The following is a 20,766-nucleotide window of genomic DNA, read 5'->3' as shown; positions in this document are numbered from 1 at the left end:
TGATAGTCGCAGGAGGCCATAGGCATGTGCAATGTTTCGCTCAACGGTACTCAACCGTCCGATGCGTCCCTGCGCGTCCTGCGCGCGCTTGAGGCGGCTGGTCTTGAGGCTTGGTACGTGGGCGGTTGGGTGCGCGACGCCCTGATGGGGTACCCCAGCCACGATGTTGATATGTGCTGTAGCGGCCTGTGGCAGGAGTCCAAAGCGGCGCTCGAGGCCGCCGGCATCGCGGTTGTGGAGTCGGGCATTAAATTTGGCGGAATCACGGCTATTTCCGATGGCGAGCGTATCGAGGTCACCACGTACCGTCTGGATGGCTTTTACACCGATGGTCGTCATCCCCAGAGTGTGGAGCGTGCCGCCTCGCTCGAGGACGATCTGGCGCGCCGCGACTTTACCGTCAATGCCATGGCCTGGCATCCCGAGCGCGGGCTTGTCGACCGCTACGACGGCCAGGGTGACTTGGAGCGCAAGCTGATTCGCGCTGTCGGCGATCCCAAGCGTCGCTTTAACGAGGACGCCCTGCGCATGCTGCGTGCGGTGCGCTTTGCCTGCCGTCTGGACTTTATGATTGAGCCCGAGACCAAGCGTGCGCTTGCCGAGTGCGCGCCGCTGCTCGATGCCGTGGCGCGTGAGCGTGTGGGTATTGAGCTCGAGGGCATTCTTTCGACCGGTCATGGGGGAGACGCGATGCTTCGCTATCCCGAGCTCATCTGTGCCGCTGTGCCCGAGTTGGCAGCGGGTCGCGGGTTTGATCAGCGCAGTGTCTATCATGCGTTTAACGTCTACGTGCATATCGCCCGTGTGCTGACGGTGGCGGGGGAGCTCGCGCTGTGTGACGGCGTCGCGCCCTCGTCGAGCCTTATGTGGGCGGCGTTTTTGCACGATGTGTCCAAGCCCGAGTGCTTCACGGTCGATCACGCCGGCAGCGGACACTTCTACGGTCATCCCGAGCTCGGCGCCAAGAAGGCGCGCGTCATTATGGATCGCCTGGCCCTCTCGCACGACTTGGTGCGCGACGTGTGCCTGCTCATCAAATACCATGACAAGCCGCTGCGCCCCGAGCGCTCCTGCCTGCTCAATATGATGCGCGCGCTTTCGGGTGAGGGCGTCGACACGGCCCGCCTGATTGACGAGCTCATGGACCTTAAGCGTGCCGACACACTTGGCAAGGCCCCGTCGTGCTTCTATTATGTTGAGACGATTGAGGAGATGCGCGCGCTGGCGCACGAGCTGCTGAAGGCAGGGGAGCCCTATACGCTCAAGATGCTCGCCATCAACGGCGGCGACCTGATCCGTGCCGGAGTCAAGCCCGGGCCGGAACTGGGTCAGCTTCTCAACTCCGCCCTCGACGCCGTGATCGAAGACGATATTCCCAACGAGCGCGAAGCTCTTTTGGTTCATCTCAACTTGAATTAGCTACCAAGTTTACCTGCGTATTCCATAACCTGCCGACAATTTTTCGGCAATTTGGAATTTCTTCTTGCGCTGACGTTTTTTGTCCCGTAATATATTTCCTCGCAGCACGGCAGTGCAGATGTCATGTGGCCCGTTCGTCTAGCGGTTTAGGACGCCGCCCTCTCAAGGCGGAGATCACCAGTTCGAATCTGGTACGGGCTACCACGCATCTGATACCCGGACTTCCTATGGAAGGCCGGGTTTTTTTATTTTCAAACAACCGTCTGCAATTCCCGTTTGAACCAGAGCTTTGCGTTCTGCCTATGGCCCTTACGGGTACAATATCCAAGATATTTTGACTGTTAGAAGGAGTCTCATGACGGAGTCCTCTCAGCATACGTCTAAGCCCCAGGTCGAGGTTGAGGCCTCGGGCGGAGATGACAATAAGAGCGCACGCCGCGGCGCCATCTTTATCGGCGTCGTGCTGGTAGGTTATATCGTCTATCTGGTGGTAACCGGGCAGATGGGGCAGTTCTGGGCCGCTATGTCGAGCGTCCAGGCGTCATGGCTCGTTGTCGCGTGTCTTTGCATGTTCATGTACCTGTTCTTTGGCATTGTGGCCTATGCGATCGCCGTCTGGCTCGATCCCAATTCGCCCGTCGGCATCCGCGACCTGATCTCGGTCGAGGCGAGTGGCATCTTCTTTGGCAACCTGACGCCCATGATGATGGGCTCGACTCCCGCCCAGATCTACCGCCTGACCAAGGCGGGCCAAAACGTGGGCGAGGCCGGCGCCACGCAATTCACGCGTTTTATCGTGTACCAGTTTGGCCTGGTCGCCTGGGGCGCTATCCTGCTGCTCGCCCGTATGCCGTTTTTTGCCGAACGCTACGGCGACATGACGCTGCTGTGCGTCTTTAGCTTTGGTGGACACTGCTGCATCTTGCTTGGCATCTTCGCCGTCGCGCTCATGCCTAAGACCGTCACGCGCGTCGCCCATTGCATCATCAATTGGCTCGAGCGCATTGGTGTCTCGGCCACTAAGATCGAGGGTTGGCGCACGTTTGTCGATGGCGAGATCTACTCCTTCTCCGAGAAGTTCAAGCTTTCGGCCGGACATTTTTCTTCCATGCTGCTCACCGTGTTTATCACCATGCTGCAGCTCGCGTTTTTCTATCTGGTTCCGTATTTCCTGATGCTTGCCTTTGGCCACCACGAGGTCGACTTTTTCTCGGTCATGGCCGCGAGCGCCTTTGTCCAGCTGTTAAGCTCTGCGGTTCCCTTGCCCGGTGGAACTGGTGGCGCTGAGGGCGGCTTTGCATTGTTCTTGGGTCATTTCTTCGGTTCGGCTTCGACCGCCGGCTATCTGCTGTGGCGTCTCATTACGTTTATTGCGCCTACCATTTTGGCTGCGCCCCTGCTGGGACTTAAGAGCGCCCACAACGAGAGCATCCATGCGCGCTGGGATCGCGTGATGCGCAAGCTCGGCCGCACGCCTCAGACGCCCTCTGCGCCCACTAAGCCGCACCCCACGAATGCTGTTACCGTTGATCCCAAGAAGCACGCTCAGAAGGCTTCTGGGACCGCAAAGCCGGCTCATAAGGCCTATGTGCGTCAGACAGGAGACGGTATTCGCGTATCTCCGTCGGCACTCAATAAGAAGAAGCACCCTAAGTCGCAGTAGGGCAGTCGTGCGTTCTTCATGATGCGAGGCATATTTGTGCTGTATGGGGGATAATCCTCTTACGTAGATTATCTCTCATCTGTTGATGAATGCTCGCATATCGAAGGGACACGCCCATGGCAACCAGCAAACCGCGTCTTGATCGTCGCATCGTTCGCAGCCGTAATGCCATCCTTTCGGCTTTCGAGCGCCTGCTCATGGAAAAGCCGCTGGCAGACATTACGGTGAGTGCCATCGCGCGCGAGGCCAATGTCGACCGCAAGACCTTTTACGTTCACTTTGGTACGGTTGACGGCCTGCTCGATGCCATTGCCGTCGATGTGGTGGAGATGATTGTCGACTCAGTCGAGAAAACGCTTGCTTCCATGGACGGCGACACCAACGAGCGCGCCCTGAGCGCGGCGGCGACCTTCTTTAAAACCGTTAACGAGGCACTGTGCAACAACTTGGTGCTCAATCGTCAGCTGATCGAGAATATTCCGCTCGATGATTTCATGGCTCGTCTTCGTGCGCCGCTCGAGCACGAGATTGCCGAGCGAGATCTGCTGCCCCAAGGTCTCAAGGACGAAATGTTCGACTACTATCTGGCGTTTTTGCTGTCGGGTATTATCGGTATCTATCGCACGTGGGCGCTGTCTGACGGCTCGGTTCCTATCGAGCGCGTCTCTGGGGTCGCCAACGATCTGACTCTCAATGGTCTGTCGAGTCTGGAATCTCGCTTCGAATAGCATCGATAATTCAACAACTTATAGAAGTTGCGGTGGAATAGGGATTGTTTTGGTTATTGGAAGGCCGTTCTGGTCCCTATTTCACCGCAACTTAGTAAAACTGTTTTGATGGTAAGGCGGAGCAGCCTCGAAGATGAGCCTCGAGACTGCTCCGCTTCATTTCTGAGCGTTTGCCGTGTAGGGCAGCATTAATCGCCGTTTTTGAGTATGCGGCCCTGTTTTTCGAACTTGTGCATGTCGCTATCGGCCATGCCCTGCGACTTGTCCTCGTGACGCTTGGCGTATAACGGATCGTCGGAGTCGTTCCAGATGCGGTCGGCGACAGGTGACCATGCCTCGGCGGCAGCCTGGGTCTTTTCGCGCAGCTGCTCGGGTGACTCCTTCTCGATTAGGTCGGTGCTCATTGCGCCACTCTCGGCGACCAGTTTGGGCAGCACGTCGGGATTCTCGAGCATGGGGCATGGTTTGAGGTAGTTGTCGTTAAACGGCATGTTCTCGTAGTACTTCATAAAGAGGGGAGAGCGCAGCGCGTCGAGTAAACTCACATCGTGGATGTTGGCGTTTGAGTAGTGGATGAACACGCACGGCTCCACGTCTCCGGCGGCGTTGATGTGCAGGTAGCGGCGGCCGCCGGCGATACATCCGCCTACAAACTCGCCGTCGTTTTGGAAGTCGAGCGTTAACAGCGGCTTCTTCTCACGCATTTCGCGGATAAAGTGATACATGTGCTCGCGCTGCTCGGGCGTGGGCATGAGCTCGGGGGTTGCATTGCGGCCAACCGGCATAAAGTGGAAGTACCAGCAGAAGAGTGCTCCCTCGCCGATCATCCAGTCCATGTTCTCCTCGGTAGCAACCGTATCGGCATTGGCGCTGGTCCAACAGGTGGAGATACCAAACGGCAAGTCGCGCTCGCGCAGGAGTTTCATGGCGTGCTCGATCTTTGCGTAGGTACCCTCGCCGCGACGGGCGTCGGTGGTGTGCTCATTGCCCTCGGCGCTGATGGCGGGGAAAAAATTACCTACGCGAATCATATCGTCGCAGAAGGCCTCGTCGATCAGCGTGGAGTTGGTAATGCAGAGAAACACGCAGTCCTGATGTTTTTCGCAAATTCTGATCAGGTCGTGCTTGCGGACGAGCGGCTCGCCGCCGGTATAGATGTAGATATGCGTACCGAGCCCTTTGCCCTGCGTAACGATAGAGTCGATGTCTTCGAACGAGAGATTCTGCTTGTAGCCGTACTCGGCGGCCCAGCAGCCCGTACAATGCAGGTTGCAGGCGCTCGTGGGATCGAGCAGGATGGCCCACGGAACGTTGCACTGGTACTTTTCGCGGTTCTTTTCCTGCTCTGGCCAAGCTAGCAGGTTGGCGTCGACAATGAGGGTCTTAAGCAGTTTGGTTCGCATCTGGGGATTAAGGCTGAACACACGCATGATCAGGTCATACCAATTGCCGCGGCTCTTGATGACATTGGTGAATGCCTCTCGCTGTACAGGAAATACGCGATTGGGGACCAGCTTGTTCACGAGGTCCATGATTTTGTCGATGTTTTCTTGCGGGTTGTCGTCGAGATAATCGATGAGCTTGTTGAGCGCTGCACGCTCTGCTGACCGTGTAAGCGACATGGGTATATCCTTTCACGTGTGCTTAATGTGTGATAATACCCACTTGTGGATTAAACGAAGTCTAAAGATTTGTAGTGTGTCTATTCAACGAATCAATTTAATTTGGGGTGAAGCGTTATACGCCGACACCTTCTAAGTTGCGGTGAAATAGTGTCAGATGGGGATGCGGACGATTTCTTGGATCGCGCCTAGGCGTATCCATTGGAATCCTCCGATGCGCCTTCGCACGCTTGCATGACCTCGATACCATGCGATCGTGCGAACTCGACGAGCTCTGCGTTGCGGGCGTTTATGGTGCCGAAGGCGGTGGGGCACACGATGAGGTGCGCACAGTGGACGAGGAGCTCTTTGGCGCGGGCTATGGTTTTATCCCCGATCGGCTCGAAGGCGCGTTCGGCCACGCATTCCGTCGCCAGGTCGCGCGCGAGCTCGCAGTCGATGTCCCCTTCGTGCAGAACGCCCGCGTAGAACGCCTTGCCATGCCGGATGAGCTGGCGAAACACAGCCGACCCCGTTCCTGCGCCGGCGATGACGAACGTGTGCGCATCGCCGTGCGGGCGCCCAATTTCCACGCTGCCGAAGCGCTCGTTGAAGGTGCCATGTTGAAGGCCGTAGAGCTCGCCAATCGTCTCGCGCGTGAATATGTCCTCGGGTGCGCCGGCGCGGAAGACCCGGCCGTCCTTCACGCAAATCACCTTGTCGGCGCTTTTCTGCGCGAGCTCGAGTTCGTGGATGGACATGATGACAGCAACATTCCGCGATTTCGCAAGGTGGCGAAGTATTCGCAGCAGGTCGATCTGGTAGCGGATATCGAGATACGACGTGGGCTCGTCGAGCACGAGCACACGCGGATCCTGCGCGATGGCGCGTGCGAGCATGACGCGCTGGCGTTGCCCGTCGCTTATCTGCATGAAGTCGCGCTCGGCGAGCTCTTCCACATGTGCGGTTTTCATGGCCTCGTCGACCCGACTATGGTCGTCGGGCGAGAGTGTACCCATTCGCCCGGTGTAGGGATGCCTTCCCGCCTCTACGATATCGCGGCAGGTGAGGAGCTCGGTCCGGGGGCGATCTGTCAGCATAACGGCAAGGTTCCTTGCGAACTCCGCCGTCTTCCATCTGGAAATCTCCCGCCCGTCGAGCTCGACCGCGCCGGCAAGCGGTGCCAGATGGCGTGTGATGGTTTTCAAGATGGTCGACTTGCCCGAGCCGTTCGGCCCGATGAGCGCCACGACGTCGCCCGTGCGAACCTCCAGATCGACGCCTTCGACTACGACCTTCTTGTCGTAGCCCGCCGACAGGTCACTTATGCGGAAAAGCGGCGCTCCGTCAGCCTGCGTTTCGACCGGGGTTTCGAGGTTCGACTCCGCTCGGAGCGTTTTGGGCCGCGGCACAAATTTCCCCATCTACCTCACCCGCTTCTTCAACATGAGCGCGATAACCACCGGCGCGCCGAAGATGGCGGTGACGGCGCTGATGGAAAGCTCGACGGGAGAGAACAGCGTGCGCGCGATCAAATCGCAACCCGCGCAGAAGATGGCGCCTCCCAAGAAGCACGCAGGAATCACGCGGATGGGCTTCGACGACTTCAGCGCCGACTTCACGAGATGCGGAACCGCGATGCCTACGAACGACACCGGACCAGCGAACGCGGTCACGCAGGCGGAGAGCATGCTCGCTAGAAGGACGAGCACCACGCGGAAGCGTGCGACGTTCACGCCGACGCTTTTCGCGTAGGCTTCTCCCAGCTGGAAGGCGGAAAGGGGCTTCGATATCGCGAATACGCATGCGCTCACGGTGATCACCACGACCGCGATGACCGCGATGTCGTCCCAGCTCGAACCCGAGAAGCTACCCAAAGACCAGTTGTGCAGGTTCACGATGGACTGGTCGTCGGCGAAGGCGATGAGAAAGTTCGTCGCCGCCGAGCAGATGTATCCCACCATGACGCCCGCCACGATGAGCATGGCCATGGAACTTATGCGCCGTGCGATGAAGAGCACGAAGCCGATGGTGATAAGCGATCCCAGAAACGCTGCGGCCACCATGGCCGGCGAGGACATGGCCTGGTTCGCGCCCAGAAGTACGATCATCGCAAGCGCGACGACGAACTTTGCGCCCGAGGAGACGCCCAAGATGAACGGGTCGGCGATGGGGTTGTTGAAAAACGTCTGCAGCAGGAACCCGGAGAGCGAAAGTGCCCCGCCGAGAAGCACGGCTGAAAGCACGCGCGGCAGGCGAATCTCCCAGATGACTTGGCTTTCCATGGAATTGGCCGCGCCGCCCGAAAGGATGCCGGGGATGTGGTCTGCGGGCACGAGCACGCTCCCGATGCACAGGTTGGCCCCGACGAGCACGATGAGGACAACAGCGAGCAGCGCCGTCACGACGCGACACCGCGCGGCGCGCCCCGATTCGTCGTATGTCATGGAAAGCCGGCTTCTCATGACGCTAGCCAAGCTTCCTCAGATAATGGAAGTCGCTCGCGTCATCGCCGGTGAACGCCCCGTGCAGCTCGTCGATAATGTCGGCGGTAGAAGTCATCTGCTGGTACATGTCGGCGCTTGTGACCCAGACGTTGCCGTTCTTTACAGCTTTGAACTGCGACAATAGCGCGTTTTTGCCTACGAAGTCTTTCAAGGTGGCAACCGATTCGTCGATAGTGCCGTTGTAGACGATGATGTCGGCATCCTTCGCCGTCGCGTAGAAGCGCTCCATTTCGAGCGTTACTGACGAACCTGACGTCGACGCCGTCTGCGCGTCATCGAGCGCGTAGCTGCCGCCTGCAAGCTCGATCATCTGCGCCACGTAGTCGCCCGCCCGCCGCGTGACGGCGGCCCCGTTCGAGTTAATGTAGAAATACGCCACGGTTTTACCTGACGACGCGAGCCCCGACGTTTGCTCGACGCGGGTCTTCTGCTCGTTGAACAGGTGCGCGGCCTCGTCTTCCTTGTCGAACAGGACGCCGAAAAGCTTAATCCACTCGACGCGCCCGAGTGCTTCGGGCTCGCTCGACGACTGTTCGGTGAGCACGACGAGCCCGAGCTTCTGCAGCTTTTCCTTCACATCGGGCGTGTGGTTGATCATGGTGTTCTCGATGGCGAGCGTGCAGCCCGAGGCCGATATTCGCTCGTAGTCGGGCGCGCTGTACTTGCCGCCGTAGGCGATCGCCCCACTTTCGAGTGCGCTTTTGAAGCCCGCGACCGAGCAATCGTCGGCCTTCGTGCCCGACATGATGATATTGTCGTTCGCATCGAGCGCGTCGACCAGGCACATCGTCGCCGACGACACGAGGTACACCTTGTCGGCGGGGCGCCTTATGACCGCGATGTCGGAGCTCAACCCATCAGGTACCTTCGCATCTTGCGGCACCACGAGGAAGCGCTCCCCGTTCGAAATGCAGATAAGCCGCAGGCCGCCTTCGAACTCGTCGACAGTGAAGTGTTCGGCGTATTCAAGCTGAAGCGTCCCCGTCGGCTTCCAGCCGCAGCCCAAATCGGCGTTGTGGAAGTCGGCCGCGGCGCTTGAATCCGTTCCCGCAGGGGAGCCGCCGCTTGCTTCGTCGCCCGATTTCTCCTTCATGGTGGATGAGTCGAAGTGGATCGTGTAGTCGATGGTGTGCGGCGTCGACATGGCGACGGTCTCGGCCGACACGGCGATGTCCTCGTCGAGCGTGACGGGTATCTCGAACGTGGAGTTGCCGCCGTCGTTTACGGGCGCGTAGTCCACGCCGTCGACGGTCATCTTGTCGTAGTTCGAACTCGACCAGGTGATGGTCGCGGTGTAGGTGTCGCCATCCTTCACAATTGTGGTTGGTGAGGCGATGCTTGCGCGCCCTGACCCGCCGGAAAGCGAGACGCTCACAGTGTATTCCTGAGAGCCCGTCGTGGCACCGGTCGCGTTCGGGCTCGCACTGCACCCCGCGAAGGGAAGCGCGAGCAGGGCGACGAGAACGCAGGCGATCGCGCGCGCCGCGATTCTGTGGCGCTTTCTGTTTTCCCCCTTGGGAAGAATCGACCGCATGGCGTTACTTCAGTGCGTCGGCGCGCAGATCGACGCCGGCGGATTCGAACACGAGCGTGCGGTCGTACCACTGCTCTTTTCTAATACTCCACGCGGCGCAGGCGGTGTCCTCGTCGAGCGCTTCAACGGGCACGTCGTAGGTGTACTTGCCTTCCGCGTTTTCCACATAGGGGATGAAGTCGGCCTCGCTCGCGGCGGCAGCCTCGTCGCCCGTGCCCATGAAGAGCTTGCCGTAGCCCGTGCCGGAAAGTGTCATCACGCAGTGCATGGAGCCGTTTTCCACGATGAGCTGGGCGTCCACAATCCTGAACATGTTCGAGCTGGAATCTACGGTGATCGGATAGGTGCCGTCGGCCACCTTATCGGCGGTGATGGGGGCAGCGCTTGCGCCCTCGGGCGCATCGGCCGCCTGTTCGGTCTTTTCCTGGGAATCGGCATCGCTTGCCTTTGCGCTGTCGATTGAATTTCCGCCGCAGCCGGCGAGCGAGAATGCGAAAAGCGCCGCCGACAGGGCGAAGGCGAGGGTTTTCTTCAACATGGAGGGGTTCCTTTCAATCGCTTCGACCGCCCGCGCCGTGCGGTGGGCGGGCGGGATGCGAATGCAACGGGCATGCGCCGTCAGTCGGGGAAGGCGCATGCCCGTTGCACGGGGACGCGACCGGCGCCCCCGTGCGCGGCGAGTTTACAGCTTGGCGATGGCGTCGTCCGCGTGCGAGACGTAGATGTCGTCGACCGCGACGTTCTGTCCCAGACCCTGGAGCAGGCACGTCACTTCGAAGCCGGCGGCCACGAACTTCGCAGCCCAGCTGTCGGGGTCGGTCTCGTCTGCCATGTCGTTGTTCGCGTGGTCGCCCGCGACCACCATGAACGGCGCGAGCACGGCCTTCTTGTAGCCTGCGGCGCTCGCGGCGGCGATAACATCCTCGCAGGTCGGTTCAGCCTCGACGGTGCCGACGAAGAACTGCGTCAAGCCCTCGTTCTTAAACACTTCCTGCATCTTGGCATAGTCGGCGTTGGAATCGGCTTCGGTGCCGTGGCCCATGAGGCACAGCGCCGTCTTGCCGTCGTCGAAGGACGCCATGTTCTCCTTAATGGCTGCGGCCACCTTCTTGTAGTCGTCGTCGGAGGTGAGCAGCGGGTCGCCGAGCGAGATCTTGTCGAACTTGTCAGCGTACTTGTCGAGCTCGTCTTTCACGTCGGCGTATTCCAGGCCAGCCATGAGATGCGTCGGCTGCACGACGATTTCCTTCACGCCGTCTTCCACGCAGCGGTCGAGCGCCTCGGTCATGTTGTCGATCGTGATGCCGTCGCGCTTCTTCAGCTTGTCGATGATGATCTGCGCGGTGAAGGCGCGGCGAATGTCGTAGTCCTGCCAGTACTTCTCACGGATAGCGTCTTCGATGGCGCCGATGGTGATGTGGCGCGAGTCGTTGTAGCTCGTGCCGAAGCTCGTGACGAGGATGACCGGCTTCACGGCCTTCTCCTTTTCGCTCGATTTCTCGGAACTCGCGGAGGTGTTGGAGCAGCCCGCGAGCGCGACTCCGGCGAGCGCGACGGCTCCGGTTGCCGCGGCGCTCATGAAGCCGCGGCGTGACATCTGTTCGGACATGGTTTTTCCTTTCCTCGGTTTGCCGGTCCCCCGGCGACAGTTGCTTGTCGGCACAAGCGAAAGAAAAGCGCACCCCTCGGGGTTCACAAGGAGCTAACGCCACGGCGATGCCGTGAGGAAAAGGCGAAGCAGTCTGGCTTGGGGCGTGAGGCGGTTCGCCCGCGCGTCCTATACAGTAATGTCCCTTGCCCAGGATTCCCACCTGGTTCCCTCCGCAAGCCAGCGCGGGCTGTGCGGGCGCCGCGCCGGTCATTTCCTTTTATCCGATTGTCATATGCTCGTTGCCGAATCTTTTACTATGATAGTGGGCACTTGTGAACGTGTCAAAGCCAGGGCGGGCGGCATTGCGCCTTCTGCCTGCGTATTTGCGCCGATTGTCGCCGCAGGCGCCGTGTTTTGCCTGCTGCGCGAATGGCGGCGTAAACGGTTGCGATGAGAAACGGGAAGGGAAGGCTCGGATGATTCATATCGTTGGCGCAGGTTCGGGCGCCGCCGACCTTATCACGCTTCGCGGGGCGCGTCTTCTGCGCGCGGCCGACGTGGTCGTTTGGGCGGGGAGCCTTGTGAACCCCGAGCTGCTCGCCGAGTGCAAGGAATCCTGCGTCGTCTACGACAGCGCGCACATGACCTTGGAGGAAGTGCTCGACGTGATGTGCGCGGCGGATGCGCGGGGCGAGGAAGTGGTGCGCCTGCACACGGGCGACCCGTGCCTGTACGGCGCCATCCAGGAGCAGATGGACGCACTCGACGCGCGCGGCGTGGACTACGAGGTGGTGCCCGGCGTGTCGAGCTTTTGCGGTGCCGCGGCGGCGCTTCGCCAGGAATACACGCTGCCGGGAATCAGCCAGTCGGTCGTGATCACGCGGCTTTCCGGGCGCACCCCCATGCCCGCGGGCGAGGGCATGCGCACCATGGCGGAAAGCGGCTCGACTATGGTCATCTTCCTGAGCTCGGGTATGCTCGCCGAGCTTTCCGCCGAGCTTTTGGATGCGGGCCGCAGCTCCGACGAGCCGGCGGCGCTCGTGTACAAGGCAACCTGGCCTGAGGAGCGCGTGGTGCGATGCACAGTGGGCACGCTCGCCGATGCGGGCGCGCGAGAGGGCATCGACCGCACGGCGCTCGTGGTGGTGGGCCGCGTGCTCGGAGCTCGCGGCAGGCTTGCACACAACGGCGCGCAAGCGGAGTCGTACGAGCGCAGCAAGCTTTACGACCCTTCGTTTTCCACGGGGTATCGGAAGGCGAGCAGCTAGCGTGGCCTTCGAGCACTACATATATACCGGGACGACCCGCCTGCGCTGCGGCTACACCACGGGGAGCTGCGCCGCGCTCGCGGCGAAGGCGGCCTGCGAGATGCTCTTGTCACGAAAGCCCGTCGGCCTCGTGTCGATCGTCACCCCCGGCGGGCTGCCCGTCGAGGCGAACGTGGTCGACGCATGCATCGGCGAGGGGTGCGCCCAGTGCGCCGTGCGAAAGGACGCAGGCGACGATGCCGATGTGACTGACGGCGTACTCGTGTACGCGCACGTGGAACATGCGGGGTCGGGCACGGGTGCTGCGGGCAGCAAGGACGTGCCCGCGCGCGAATCGGAAGTTTCCGTCGATGGCGGCGTGGGCGTGGGGCGCGTGACATTGCCCGGGCTCGAGCAGCCGGTGGGGGCGGCCGCCATCAACGCGACGCCGCGCGCGATGATCACTTCGGCGGTGCGCGAGGTGTGCGCCGCGCACGGCTTTTCTGGAAATATTGCTGTGACGATTTCGGTACCCGAGGGTGTTGCCCTTGCCAAAAAGACCTTCAACCCGCATCTGGGGATAGAGGGCGGCATCTCCATCCTGGGCACGACGGGCATCGTCGAGCCGCGCAGCCTCGCTGCCTTGCGCGACAGCATCGAGCTCGAGATCCGGCAGCATGCGGCTATGGGGCGGCGCGGAGTCGTGCTCACGCCCGGCAACTACGGCGGGCAGTTCATCTCGGGGCATTTCCACCTAAACGGTGCGCCGGTGGTCTTCATCTCCAACTTTGTGGGCGATGCGATTGACTGCTGCGTTCGCGAGGGATTTACCAATGTCCTTCTTGTGGGACACATCGGCAAGTTGGTGAAGGTCGCGGGCGGCATCATGGACACCCATTCGCGTACCGCCGACTGCCGCGCGGAGATTCTGGCCGCCCACGCGGCCATGGCCGGCGCGGGCGCGAAGACCGTGCGCGAGATCATGTCGTCCGTCACGACCACGGCGGCGCTCGAGGTAATCGAGGCCGCCGGCGTTGGGGACGCTGCGCGCGCCTCGCTCGCTGCGGCAATTGAGGACAGGTTGCGCCGCCGCGCGGCGGGCGCATGCGACATCGCCGCGGTCGTGTTCGACGCCGAGCGCCGCGAGCTTTTCCGCACGTCGGGCGCCGATGCAGTTATCGGGAAATTGGGGGCGACGTATGAGTAAAGGCGTTCTGTACGGGGTGCGCCGTGCAATCGGCTGGCCGGGGACGAAGGTGGTCATGAAGGCGCGCCGCTCGCTTGCGGACACGAAGCGCTTCCTTTGCGAGGAGGGTGCCTTCGACGGTGCCGAGCTTGTAGAGGACTGTGGGCTTCCGGGCGAGCGCGTGTACCGCTCGCTCGACGATGTGCCCGATCGGGGCAGCTACTTCTCGACGATGGTGGTGCGCTAGATGAGGGTTTCCTGCATAGCGTTCACTGAGAGGGGGTATGCGTTGGCGGTGCGCACCGCACACGCGCTTTCCGATTGCGCGCAGACAGGTGAAGACGACCCTGGCTGGGACGTTTCCGTTTCGCGCGGGTTCGGCGAGGGGAAGGCCGACCTGCGCGCATGGACGGCGCTCGCGTGGGAAGCGTCGGACGCGCTTCTGTTCGTGGGCGCGGCGGGCATCGCCGTGCGGGCGATCGCGCCGCATGTCGCCTCGAAGGCAAACGATCCCGCGGTTGTGGCGATCGACGAGGCGGGGCGCTTTGCCGTCCCGCTTTTGTCGGGGCATTTGGGCGGTGCGAACGAGCTTGCGCAAACTGTGGCACGCGCGGCAGGGGCCATCCCCGTCATCACCACGGCGACCGACGTCCGCGGCGTGTGGGCGGTGGATACGTGGGCGCGCTGTGCGGGGCTCGCCGTTTCGAATCCCGAGGCCATCAAGCGAGTGTCGGCGCGGCTGCTTTCGGGCGGGCGCGTGGCGCTCTATTCCGACATGCCGATTTCGGGACAGCCGCCTGAGGGGGTTGACATTGCGTCCGACCGCGCTCGGGCCGATATCGTCGTGTCGCCGTTCGCTGGCGCGAATGCAGGTGCGTCCGTTCGTGCGGCGGAGACAACGGGCGAGGTCGTGCCCGCCGGTGAGACGGGGAAGCCGGCGGGCGTGCGGGCGCAGGCGCCTGCGCCCGAGCCGCTTCGCCTTGTCGTGCCCTGCATCGTTGCGGGCATAGGATGCCGTCGCGGTGCGTGCGCCGAAGCGATCGAGGAGGCGTTTCTTCTCGCGTGCGGGCAGGTGGGTATCTCGCCTTCGGCCGTGCGCGAGGCGGCGACGATCGACGTGAAGGCGCACGAGGAGGGTCTGCTCGCCTTCTGCTGCGCGCGCAATATCCCGCTTGCGACGTATTCCGCAGAGGAGTTGTCGCAGGTCGAAGGCAGCGTTTCGCCATCTGATTTCGTGCGCGCGACGGTGGGGGTCGACAACGTGTGCGAGCGCGCGGCGCTCGCGGACGGGGGTAAACTGATCTTACCGAAGCTTGCTCACGGCGGCGTGACCGTCGCGTTTTCCAGGGTAACTATCGAACTTTCGTTTAAGGAGCGGTGATGGGAAAGCTCTTCGTGGTGGGAATCGGCCCGGGCGGCCCCGACGGCATGACGATTGCGGCTCGGCGTGCGCTCGAGGCGTCCGACGTCGTTGTGGGTTACACGAAATACGTGGAGCTCGCGCTCGCCGCCGTGCCCGACGCGGCGCATCTCGCGACGCCGATGATGCACGAGGTCGAACGGTGCCGCCTTGCGCTTTCGCGCGCGCAGAGTGGAGAAGCCGTGGCGCTCGTGTGCAGCGGCGACGCGGGCGTGTACGGCATGGCGAGCCCCGTGCTGGAGCTTGCGGAGGACTACCCCGATGTAGACGTGGAAGTTATCGCCGGGGCCACCGCGGCTCAGAGCGGGTCGGCGGTGCTCGGCGCCCCGCTTGCCCACGACTTCGCGGTCGTGTCGCTCTCCGACCTGCTCACGCCATGGGAGGTCATCGAGCGCAGGCTCGCCGCCGTGGCGAGCGCCGACTTCTGCATCTGTTTGTACAACCCGCGCAGCAGAAAGCGCGCCGACAGGCTCTCACGCGCGGCGAAGATTATGCTCGAATGGAAGGCCCCCGACACGCTCTGCGGCTGGGTGCGCAACATCGGGCGCGAGGGGCAGCAGTCGGGCATGTGCAGGCTCTCCGAGCTGGGGGAGATCGACGCCGACATGTTCACCACCGTGTTCGTCGGCAACGCGGACACGAAGCTCGTAGGCGGCCGTATGGTCACGCCGCGCGGGTATCGGGAGATTCCATGCGAAAGGTAACGATCATCGGGGCGGGGCCCGGAAACCCCGACTTGCTCTCGCGCGCGGCGCTCGACGCGATCGACATCGCCGACGTGGTCATCGGCGCTCATCGCGCGCTTGCCGGCATCGACGTGCCGCCCGACGTGGTGAGATGCGAGCTCGTGAAGACGGCGGACATCGTCGCCGCGCTCACCGATGCGGCGTCGTGGCAGCGCGCCGTGGTCGTGATGACGGGCGATGTGGGGCTGTTCAGCGGCGCGCGCCGCCTGGTGGAGGCGCTCTCCGGCGACGCGCAGGTGGACGTGCGCGTCATTCCCGGCATAAGCTCAGCGTCGTATCTCGCCGCGCGCCTCGCGCGTCCATGGCAGGATTGGCGCTTCGCGAGCGCTCACGGCGTGGCGTGCGACATCGTGGCCGAGGCCGAGCGCGCAGGTGAGCTCTTCCTCGTCACGTCGGGCGGGGAAGATCCCTCGCGGCTTTCGGGCGAGCTTGTGCAGGCGGGCTTCGGGGACGCGTGCGTGACGGTGGCCGAGCGCCTGTCGTACCCCGACGAGCGCATCACCTGCGCGACCGCAAGTGAAATCACAGGTCAGACGTTCGACGACTTGAACGTGATGCTTATCGATTTCGCAGGCGGCGCCGGGTCGCCTGCGGGCTCTAGCGCAGCCTCCGAGGTGCCGGCCGGCGCGTCTGCGCCCGCGGCGGCTTCTTCCGCGGCGGACTCTGCGGGCGCATCCCGCGCCGCGAGTTCCCGCTGGCCGTACGCTTCCTCGGGCATTCCCGACGAGCTCTTCATCCGCGGCGACGTTCCCATGACCAAGCAGGAGGTGCGCGCCGTCGCGCTCGCGAAGCTGCGCCTTACCGCGACCGACACCGTGTGGGACGTCGGCGCCGGCACGGGGAGCGTGTCGATCGAGGCGGCGCTCGTCGCGCGAGCGGGGTCGGTATGGGCGGTCGAGCGCAACGCGACCGGCGTGCAGCTCATCCGAGAGAACGCGGATGCATTCGGGTGCGGCAACGTGCATGCGGTCCCCGGTGTCGCCCCCGAAGCGCTCGCGATACTGCCCGTCCCCGACGCCGTGTTCGTCGGCGGGAGCGCGGGCGAGCTTCCCTCCATCGTGGAGGTGGCGCTCGAGAAGAACTCGCAGGTTCGCCTGTGCGTGCCATGCGTCACCGTTGAGACGCTCACCGAGGCGTGCGCGCTCCTCTCGAGTTCGCGCTTTAAGGGGTTCGAGGCTTGCCAGGTGTCGGCCGCCCGCGCCGAAGCTGTAGGCTCGCACCATCTTATGAAGGCGCAAAACCCCGTGTTCCTCGTCAGCGCGCGTGGTGCAGGTGGGGAAGGCGGCGCCCGGTGAGCACGACCATCCCGCGCTTCATGGTCGCTGCGCCCTCGAGCGGGAGCGGCAAGACGGTCGTTACGTGCGCGCTCCTGCGCGCGCTCGCGCGCCGCGGCCTTGCATGCGCGGCCTTCAAATGCGGCCCCGACTACATTGATCCGCTCTTTCATCGTCGCGTCGTGGGCGCGCGCTCGGGCAACTTAGACGGCTTCTTCACCGACGCCCCGACGCTGCGCGCCCTGCTCGCACGCGGCGCCGCGGGCGCGGATGTCGCGGTGCTCGAGGGGGTCATGGGCTTCTACGACGGCATGGCGCCCGGCGTGGCCGACGCGAGCAGCTACCAGGTTGCGCGCGACACGGAAACGCCGGTCGTTTTAGTGGTGAACGGGCGCGGGGCGTCTTTATCGCTCGCCGCCGTAATTCGCGGCATCGCCGAGTTCCTGCCTTGTGCGAACGTGCGCGGCGTCGTGCTGAACAAGACGAGCGCCGCTGCCTGCGCCTACGCGGCGCCTGCGATCGAGAAGCACACGGGCGTCGCGGTTTTGGGTAATATTCCCGCCGACGAGGCGTTCTCGCTCGAAAGCCGGCATCTGGGGCTTGTGACCGCCGACGAGGTCGAGCAGCTCTCCGCGCGCATCGACAAGATGGCCGAGCTGGTGGAAAAGAGCGTCGACGTCGACCGCTTGCTCGAAATAGCGGCGACGGCACCCGATATCTGCGAGGAACCTTACCGGTTGGAGCCGATCGCGGGAGCGCGGCCCATCGTCGCCGTTGCGCGTGACGAGGCGTTCTCGTTCTACTACGAGGAGAACCTGCGCGCGCTCGAGGACCTGGGTTGCGAGCTGGCCTTTTTCAGCCCCCTGTGTGATAGCGAGTTGCCGCGGGGGACAAGCGCCCTCTATCTGGGAGGCGGCTACCCGGAGCTCCATGTGCGGCAGCTCTCCGAGAACGCGCCGATGCGCGAGGCGGTGCGGCGTGCGGTGGAATCCGGCATGCCGACGGTTGCCGAATGCGGTGGGTTTCTGTACCTGCAGCGCGAAATCTCCGATAGCGAGGGGCGGCGCTGGCCTGTTGTGGGCGCCCTTGAGGGCGCAAGCGAGAACGGGGGAAGGCTGTCCCATTTCGGGTACGTGGGGCTCACTTCCCAACGCGACGGGCTCTACGGGCCGCGCGGCACACGCATCCGCGCGCACGAGTTCCACTACTGGCAGTCCACCTGCCCGGGCGGCGACTTTTGGGCGCAAAAGCCCCGGCGCGACAAGGGCTGGCCGTGCATGACGACTACCCCGTCCCTGGTTGCGGGCTTCCCGCATGTGTACTATCCTGCGAACCCCGACGTTGCGCGCGCGTTCGCGTCTGCCGCAGCGTCGTTCGCAGAGAGGAGACGGCATGGCTGAAGCAACCGAAACCGCGCTTGCCTGCATCCGCGAGGAAGTCGAGCGCGCGTTCTCGTCGGCGCCGGGCGCCGTGCTCGAAGCCGCGCTCTCCCGGATCGCGCCCGCAGACGAGTGCGCCCGCGCCGCCGCGTACGCCGCGTGGGACTCCATCGCGCACCCCTTGGGGGGATTGGGCGACTTTGAAGATGCCGTCGCGCGTATCGCCGCGGCTCAGGGGAGCGCCGAGGTGGCCGAGTTTCCCCGTGCGCTCGCGGTATTCTTCTCCGACAACGGGGTCGTTGCCGAAGGCGTGTCGCAAAGCGGGCAAGACGTGACGCGAGCCGTCGCGCGCAACATGTGCGAGGGGGCCACGAGCGCCTGCCGCATGGCGGCGTTCGCGGGTGCCGAGGTCGTGCCCGTCGACGTGGGTATGGCCCGGGGCATAGAAGACGCGCGCATGGTGCGCGCGAACGTGCGGCGGGGGAGCGGCAACATCGCGCACGGCTCCGCCATGTCTCGCGATGGGGCCGTGCGCGCGATCGAGGTCGGAATCGCCGTCGCGTGCGGGCTTGCCCGCGCCGGCGTGCGCCTTCTCGCTGCGGGCGAGATGGGCATCGGCAACACGACCACCTCGGTGGCGGTGGCCGCAGTGCTCATCCGGGCGGACGCGCGGAGCCTCGTCGGGCGCGGCGCGGGGCTCTCGGACGCCTCGCTCGCGCGCAAGCGCGACGTGGTCGAGCGCGCTATCGACGCGAACTCGCCCGATCCCGCCGACCCGATCGACGTGCTCTCGAAGGTGGGCGGCTTCGACATCGCGGCGATGTGCGGTTTCTACCTGGGGGCCGCGGCCTCGAAGGCGCCGGCGCTCCTCGACGGGGTCATATCCTGCACGGCGGCCCTGTGCGCGGTGCGCCTGTGCCCCAACGCCTTGGGCTACCTCGTGGGCACCCACGCATCTAGCGAACCCGCAAGCCAGGAGCTCCTTCGCGAGCTCGGCATAAAGGCACCCCTCGTCGCAGGCATGCACTTGGGCGAGGGCGCGGGCGCCATGGCGTATCTGCCCCTTCTGGATTCGGCGCTGCGCGTGTACCGGGATGGGAAGACGTTCACGGCGACTGGCATGGCTGCTTACGAGCATTTCGAGGCCGGGAAATGGCGGTGACGTTCGTTATCGGCGCCGGCGCGAGCGGTAAGAGCGCCTACGCCGAGTCCCTGTGCCTTGGGCACGACGGCCCCCGCGTTTACCTGGCAACGATGGAGCCCTTCGGGGAAGAGGGAGCCCACCGCATCGCGCGCCATCGGGCGCTGCGCGAGGGCAAGGGGTTTTCCACCCTCGAGCGCACGCGTGACGTGGGCGCCGCAGTGCCTGGGCTTCCGCGCGGCTGCACGCTTCTTTTGGAGGACGTGGGCAACCTGGTTGCAAACGAGCTCTTCGCGGAAGGCGGCTTGTCCCCACGTGACCCCGACGCTGTGGCGCGCGAGGTGCTCGGAGGCATTGAACGGCTCGCTCAGGCCGCTGCGTATACGGTGGTGGTCACCGTCGACGTGTTCGCCGATGGGATGCGCTACGATGAGGGGACCGAGGTATGGAGGCGCGCCCTCGCGCGCGTGAACGCGGGCGTGGCGGCGCTGGCCGACCGTGCAGTCGAAGTGGTATGCGGGATTCCCGTGTGGATGAAAGGCGAAGGACCTACAAGGTGAAGATAGCAGAGGCAATCGGCGCGGCGTTCGGAACGTTCTCGCGCATCCCCGTCCCGAAATCGGCCTGGACCGATTTCGGATCAACCCATGCGCTTGCTGCGTTTCCCCTGGTGGGCCTTGCGGAAGGCTTCCTCATGACGGCGTGGGGGTACGTGGCGAACCTGCTCGGCGTGCCCGCGACCATCGTCGCGGCCGTGCTCGTGGCGCTGCCTGTGGCGGTGACGGGAGGCATCCACCTAGACGGGCTCTGCGACACCTCCGATGCGCTTGCAAGTTGGGCCCCACGCGAGCGAAAGCTAGAGATCATGCACGACCCGCGGGCGGGCGCCTTCGGGGTCATCGGTGTTGTTGTGTACCTTATTCTGCAGTTTTCCCTGTTCACCGCGCTGCCGCTTACGGCGGGGACGTTCCTCGCGCTTCTGTGCTCGCTCGTGTTCTCCCGCGCGCTTTCGGGGCTCGCCGTTGAATGTTGGCCTGCCGCGCGGGCGGACGGCATGGCCGCGGGGCTCTCGCCTTCGAAGAAGCGCGCGGCGATCGTCGTGCCGCTTTGCGCTTTCGCTGCGGCTTCGGCTGCAGGGATGGTCGCGTGCGCTCAGGCCGTCGGCGCCCTTATGGCGGTGGCGGGGCTTTTGGCGCTCGCGTGGTATCGCCATGTTGCCCTGTCCCGCTTCGGCGGGGTGACGGGGGATTTGGCCGGATGGTTTCTGCAATGGGCCGAGCTCGCGATGCTTGCCATGCTGGTGGCGGGGGGCATGCTCCTATGATGCTCG

19 protein-coding genes and 1 tRNA gene are annotated in these 20,766 nt (G+C 63.6%); 14 read left to right on the top strand and 6 right to left on the bottom strand.

Annotated features, from left to right (window positions below; translation table 11 throughout):
- The first annotated feature begins 24 nt into the window (after positions 1-24).
- From PMX60_RS05160 to PMX60_RS05145, 4 genes are all read left to right on the top strand, one after another.
- The gene (locus PMX60_RS05160) at positions 25-1,419 is read left to right on the top strand and encodes a CCA tRNA nucleotidyltransferase (protein WP_161161420.1); all 1,395 of its coding nucleotides are present in this window, start codon (positions 25-27) and stop codon (positions 1,417-1,419) included.
- A gap of 127 nt (positions 1,420-1,546) precedes the next feature.
- Positions 1,547-1,623 (top strand) — tRNA-Glu (locus PMX60_RS05155).
- A 151-nt stretch (positions 1,624-1,774) separates the two neighbouring features.
- A complete protein-coding gene (locus PMX60_RS05150) occupies positions 1,775-3,082 on the top strand; it encodes a lysylphosphatidylglycerol synthase transmembrane domain-containing protein (protein ID WP_006233965.1) in 1,308 nt (435 codons plus the stop codon).
- 116 nt (positions 3,083-3,198) lie between these two features.
- On the top strand, positions 3,199-3,810 hold the full coding sequence (locus tag PMX60_RS05145; RefSeq protein WP_271747136.1) for a TetR/AcrR family transcriptional regulator: 612 nt from the start codon (positions 3,199-3,201) through the stop codon (positions 3,808-3,810).
- A gap of 188 nt (positions 3,811-3,998) precedes the next feature.
- Here the strand turns inward: PMX60_RS05145 and PMX60_RS05140 are convergent, their stop codons facing one another.
- From PMX60_RS05140 to PMX60_RS05115, 6 genes are all read right to left on the bottom strand, one after another.
- A complete protein-coding gene (locus PMX60_RS05140) occupies positions 3,999-5,432 on the bottom strand; it encodes a radical SAM protein (RefSeq protein WP_271747135.1) in 1,434 nt (477 codons plus the stop codon).
- A 188-nt stretch (positions 5,433-5,620) separates the two neighbouring features.
- Positions 5,621-6,823 carry an ABC transporter ATP-binding protein gene (locus PMX60_RS05135; protein ID WP_271747134.1) on the bottom strand — a complete coding sequence of 401 codons (1,203 nt, stop codon included), beginning with the start codon at positions 6,821-6,823 and terminating at the stop codon, positions 5,621-5,623.
- Positions 6,824-6,835: 12 nt separating this feature from the next.
- Positions 6,836-7,858, bottom strand: coding sequence for a FecCD family ABC transporter permease (locus tag PMX60_RS05130; protein ID WP_271747133.1), 1,023 nt, complete (start codon positions 7,856-7,858; stop codon positions 6,836-6,838).
- A gap of 22 nt (positions 7,859-7,880) precedes the next feature.
- Complete coding sequence (locus tag PMX60_RS05125) at positions 7,881-9,293, bottom strand: ABC transporter substrate-binding protein (protein WP_271747132.1); 1,413 nt, start codon at positions 9,291-9,293, stop codon at positions 7,881-7,883.
- 163 nt (positions 9,294-9,456) lie between these two features.
- Positions 9,457-9,990 carry a hypothetical protein gene (locus PMX60_RS05120; protein ID WP_035138217.1) on the bottom strand — a complete coding sequence of 178 codons (534 nt, stop codon included), beginning with the start codon at positions 9,988-9,990 and terminating at the stop codon, positions 9,457-9,459.
- 144 nt (positions 9,991-10,134) lie between these two features.
- Entirely contained in the window at positions 10,135-11,061 is a 927-nt protein-coding gene (locus PMX60_RS05115) for a sirohydrochlorin cobaltochelatase (protein WP_271747131.1), read from the bottom strand.
- Positions 11,062-11,519: 458 nt separating this feature from the next.
- Here PMX60_RS05115 and cobM point away from each other — a divergent pair, with 458 nt between their 5' ends.
- The 10 genes from cobM to PMX60_RS05065 are packed head-to-tail and all read left to right on the top strand — an operon-like array spanning position 11,520 to position 20,760.
- Positions 11,520-12,311, top strand: coding sequence for a precorrin-4 C(11)-methyltransferase (gene cobM, locus PMX60_RS05110; protein ID WP_271747130.1), 792 nt, complete (start codon positions 11,520-11,522; stop codon positions 12,309-12,311).
- Position 12,312: 1 nt separating this feature from the next.
- A complete protein-coding gene (gene cbiD / locus PMX60_RS05105; RefSeq protein ID WP_271747129.1) occupies positions 12,313-13,497 on the top strand; it encodes a cobalt-precorrin-5B (C(1))-methyltransferase CbiD in 1,185 nt (394 codons plus the stop codon).
- The gene (locus PMX60_RS05100) at positions 13,490-13,723 is read left to right on the top strand and encodes an SAM-dependent methyltransferase (RefSeq protein WP_187359579.1); all 234 of its coding nucleotides are present in this window, start codon (positions 13,490-13,492) and stop codon (positions 13,721-13,723) included. Before cbiD ends, PMX60_RS05100 begins: the two co-directional genes overlap by 8 nt.
- Positions 13,724-13,771: 48 nt before the next feature.
- Positions 13,772-14,857, top strand: coding sequence for a cobalt-precorrin 5A hydrolase (locus PMX60_RS05095; protein ID WP_271747188.1), 1,086 nt, complete (start codon positions 13,772-13,774; stop codon positions 14,855-14,857).
- Entirely contained in the window at positions 14,857-15,600 is a 744-nt protein-coding gene (gene cobJ / locus PMX60_RS05090; RefSeq protein WP_055310656.1) for a precorrin-3B C(17)-methyltransferase, read from the top strand. The genes PMX60_RS05095 and cobJ overlap by 1 nt, the downstream gene beginning before the upstream one ends.
- Positions 15,588-16,937 carry a precorrin-6y C5,15-methyltransferase (decarboxylating) subunit CbiE gene (cbiE, locus tag PMX60_RS05085; RefSeq protein ID WP_271747128.1) on the top strand — a complete coding sequence of 450 codons (1,350 nt, stop codon included), beginning with the start codon at positions 15,588-15,590 and terminating at the stop codon, positions 16,935-16,937. The genes cobJ and cbiE overlap by 13 nt, the downstream gene beginning before the upstream one ends.
- The gene (locus PMX60_RS05080; RefSeq protein ID WP_271747127.1) at positions 16,934-18,316 is read left to right on the top strand and encodes a cobyrinate a,c-diamide synthase; all 1,383 of its coding nucleotides are present in this window, start codon (positions 16,934-16,936) and stop codon (positions 18,314-18,316) included. Before cbiE ends, PMX60_RS05080 begins: the two co-directional genes overlap by 4 nt.
- On the top strand, positions 18,309-19,457 hold the full coding sequence (locus PMX60_RS05075; RefSeq protein WP_271747126.1) for a nicotinate-nucleotide--dimethylbenzimidazole phosphoribosyltransferase: 1,149 nt from the start codon (positions 18,309-18,311) through the stop codon (positions 19,455-19,457). Before PMX60_RS05080 ends, PMX60_RS05075 begins: the two co-directional genes overlap by 8 nt.
- The gene (locus PMX60_RS05070) at positions 19,454-19,996 is read left to right on the top strand and encodes a bifunctional adenosylcobinamide kinase/adenosylcobinamide-phosphate guanylyltransferase (RefSeq protein ID WP_271747125.1); all 543 of its coding nucleotides are present in this window, start codon (positions 19,454-19,456) and stop codon (positions 19,994-19,996) included. The genes PMX60_RS05075 and PMX60_RS05070 overlap by 4 nt, the downstream gene beginning before the upstream one ends.
- Positions 19,993-20,760: an adenosylcobinamide-GDP ribazoletransferase gene (locus PMX60_RS05065; protein ID WP_271747124.1), complete on the top strand. Its 768-nt coding sequence runs from the start codon at positions 19,993-19,995 to the stop codon at positions 20,758-20,760. Before PMX60_RS05070 ends, PMX60_RS05065 begins: the two co-directional genes overlap by 4 nt.
- The last annotated feature ends 6 nt before the right edge of the window (positions 20,761-20,766 follow it).

The organism is Collinsella aerofaciens, assembly GCF_028206995.1.
Classification (GTDB): domain Bacteria; phylum Actinomycetota; class Coriobacteriia; order Coriobacteriales; family Coriobacteriaceae; genus Collinsella; species Collinsella aerofaciens_AQ.
Note: the sequence above shows the minus strand (reverse complement) of the source record. Positions and strands in the feature narration are given on the sequence as shown.

Bases quoted from the DNA above. Each gene is read 5' to 3' on its own strand.
- PMX60_RS05160 (WP_161161420.1), top strand. From the start codon at position 25: ATGTGCAATGTTTCGCTCAACGGTACTCAACCGTCCGATGCGTCCCTG.
- PMX60_RS05150 (WP_006233965.1), top strand. From the start codon at position 1,775: ATGACGGAGTCCTCTCAGCATACGTCTAAGCCCCAGGTCGAGGTTGAG.
- PMX60_RS05145 (WP_271747136.1), top strand. From the start codon at position 3,199: ATGGCAACCAGCAAACCGCGTCTTGATCGTCGCATCGTTCGCAGCCGT.
- PMX60_RS05140 (WP_271747135.1), bottom strand. From the start codon at position 5,432: ATGTCGCTTACACGGTCAGCAGAGCGTGCAGCGCTCAACAAGCTCATC.
- PMX60_RS05130 (WP_271747133.1), bottom strand. From the start codon at position 7,858: ATGACATACGACGAATCGGGGCGCGCCGCGCGGTGTCGCGTCGTGACG.
- PMX60_RS05120 (WP_035138217.1), bottom strand. From the start codon at position 9,990: ATGTTGAAGAAAACCCTCGCCTTCGCCCTGTCGGCGGCGCTTTTCGCA.
- PMX60_RS05115 (WP_271747131.1), bottom strand. From the start codon at position 11,061: ATGTCCGAACAGATGTCACGCCGCGGCTTCATGAGCGCCGCGGCAACC.
- cobM (WP_271747130.1), top strand. From the start codon at position 11,520: ATGATTCATATCGTTGGCGCAGGTTCGGGCGCCGCCGACCTTATCACG.
- PMX60_RS05100 (WP_187359579.1), top strand. From the start codon at position 13,490: ATGAGTAAAGGCGTTCTGTACGGGGTGCGCCGTGCAATCGGCTGGCCG.
- cobJ (WP_055310656.1), top strand. From the start codon at position 14,857: ATGGGAAAGCTCTTCGTGGTGGGAATCGGCCCGGGCGGCCCCGACGGC.
- cbiE (WP_271747128.1), top strand. From the start codon at position 15,588: ATGCGAAAGGTAACGATCATCGGGGCGGGGCCCGGAAACCCCGACTTG.
- PMX60_RS05075 (WP_271747126.1), top strand. From the start codon at position 18,309: ATGGCTGAAGCAACCGAAACCGCGCTTGCCTGCATCCGCGAGGAAGTC.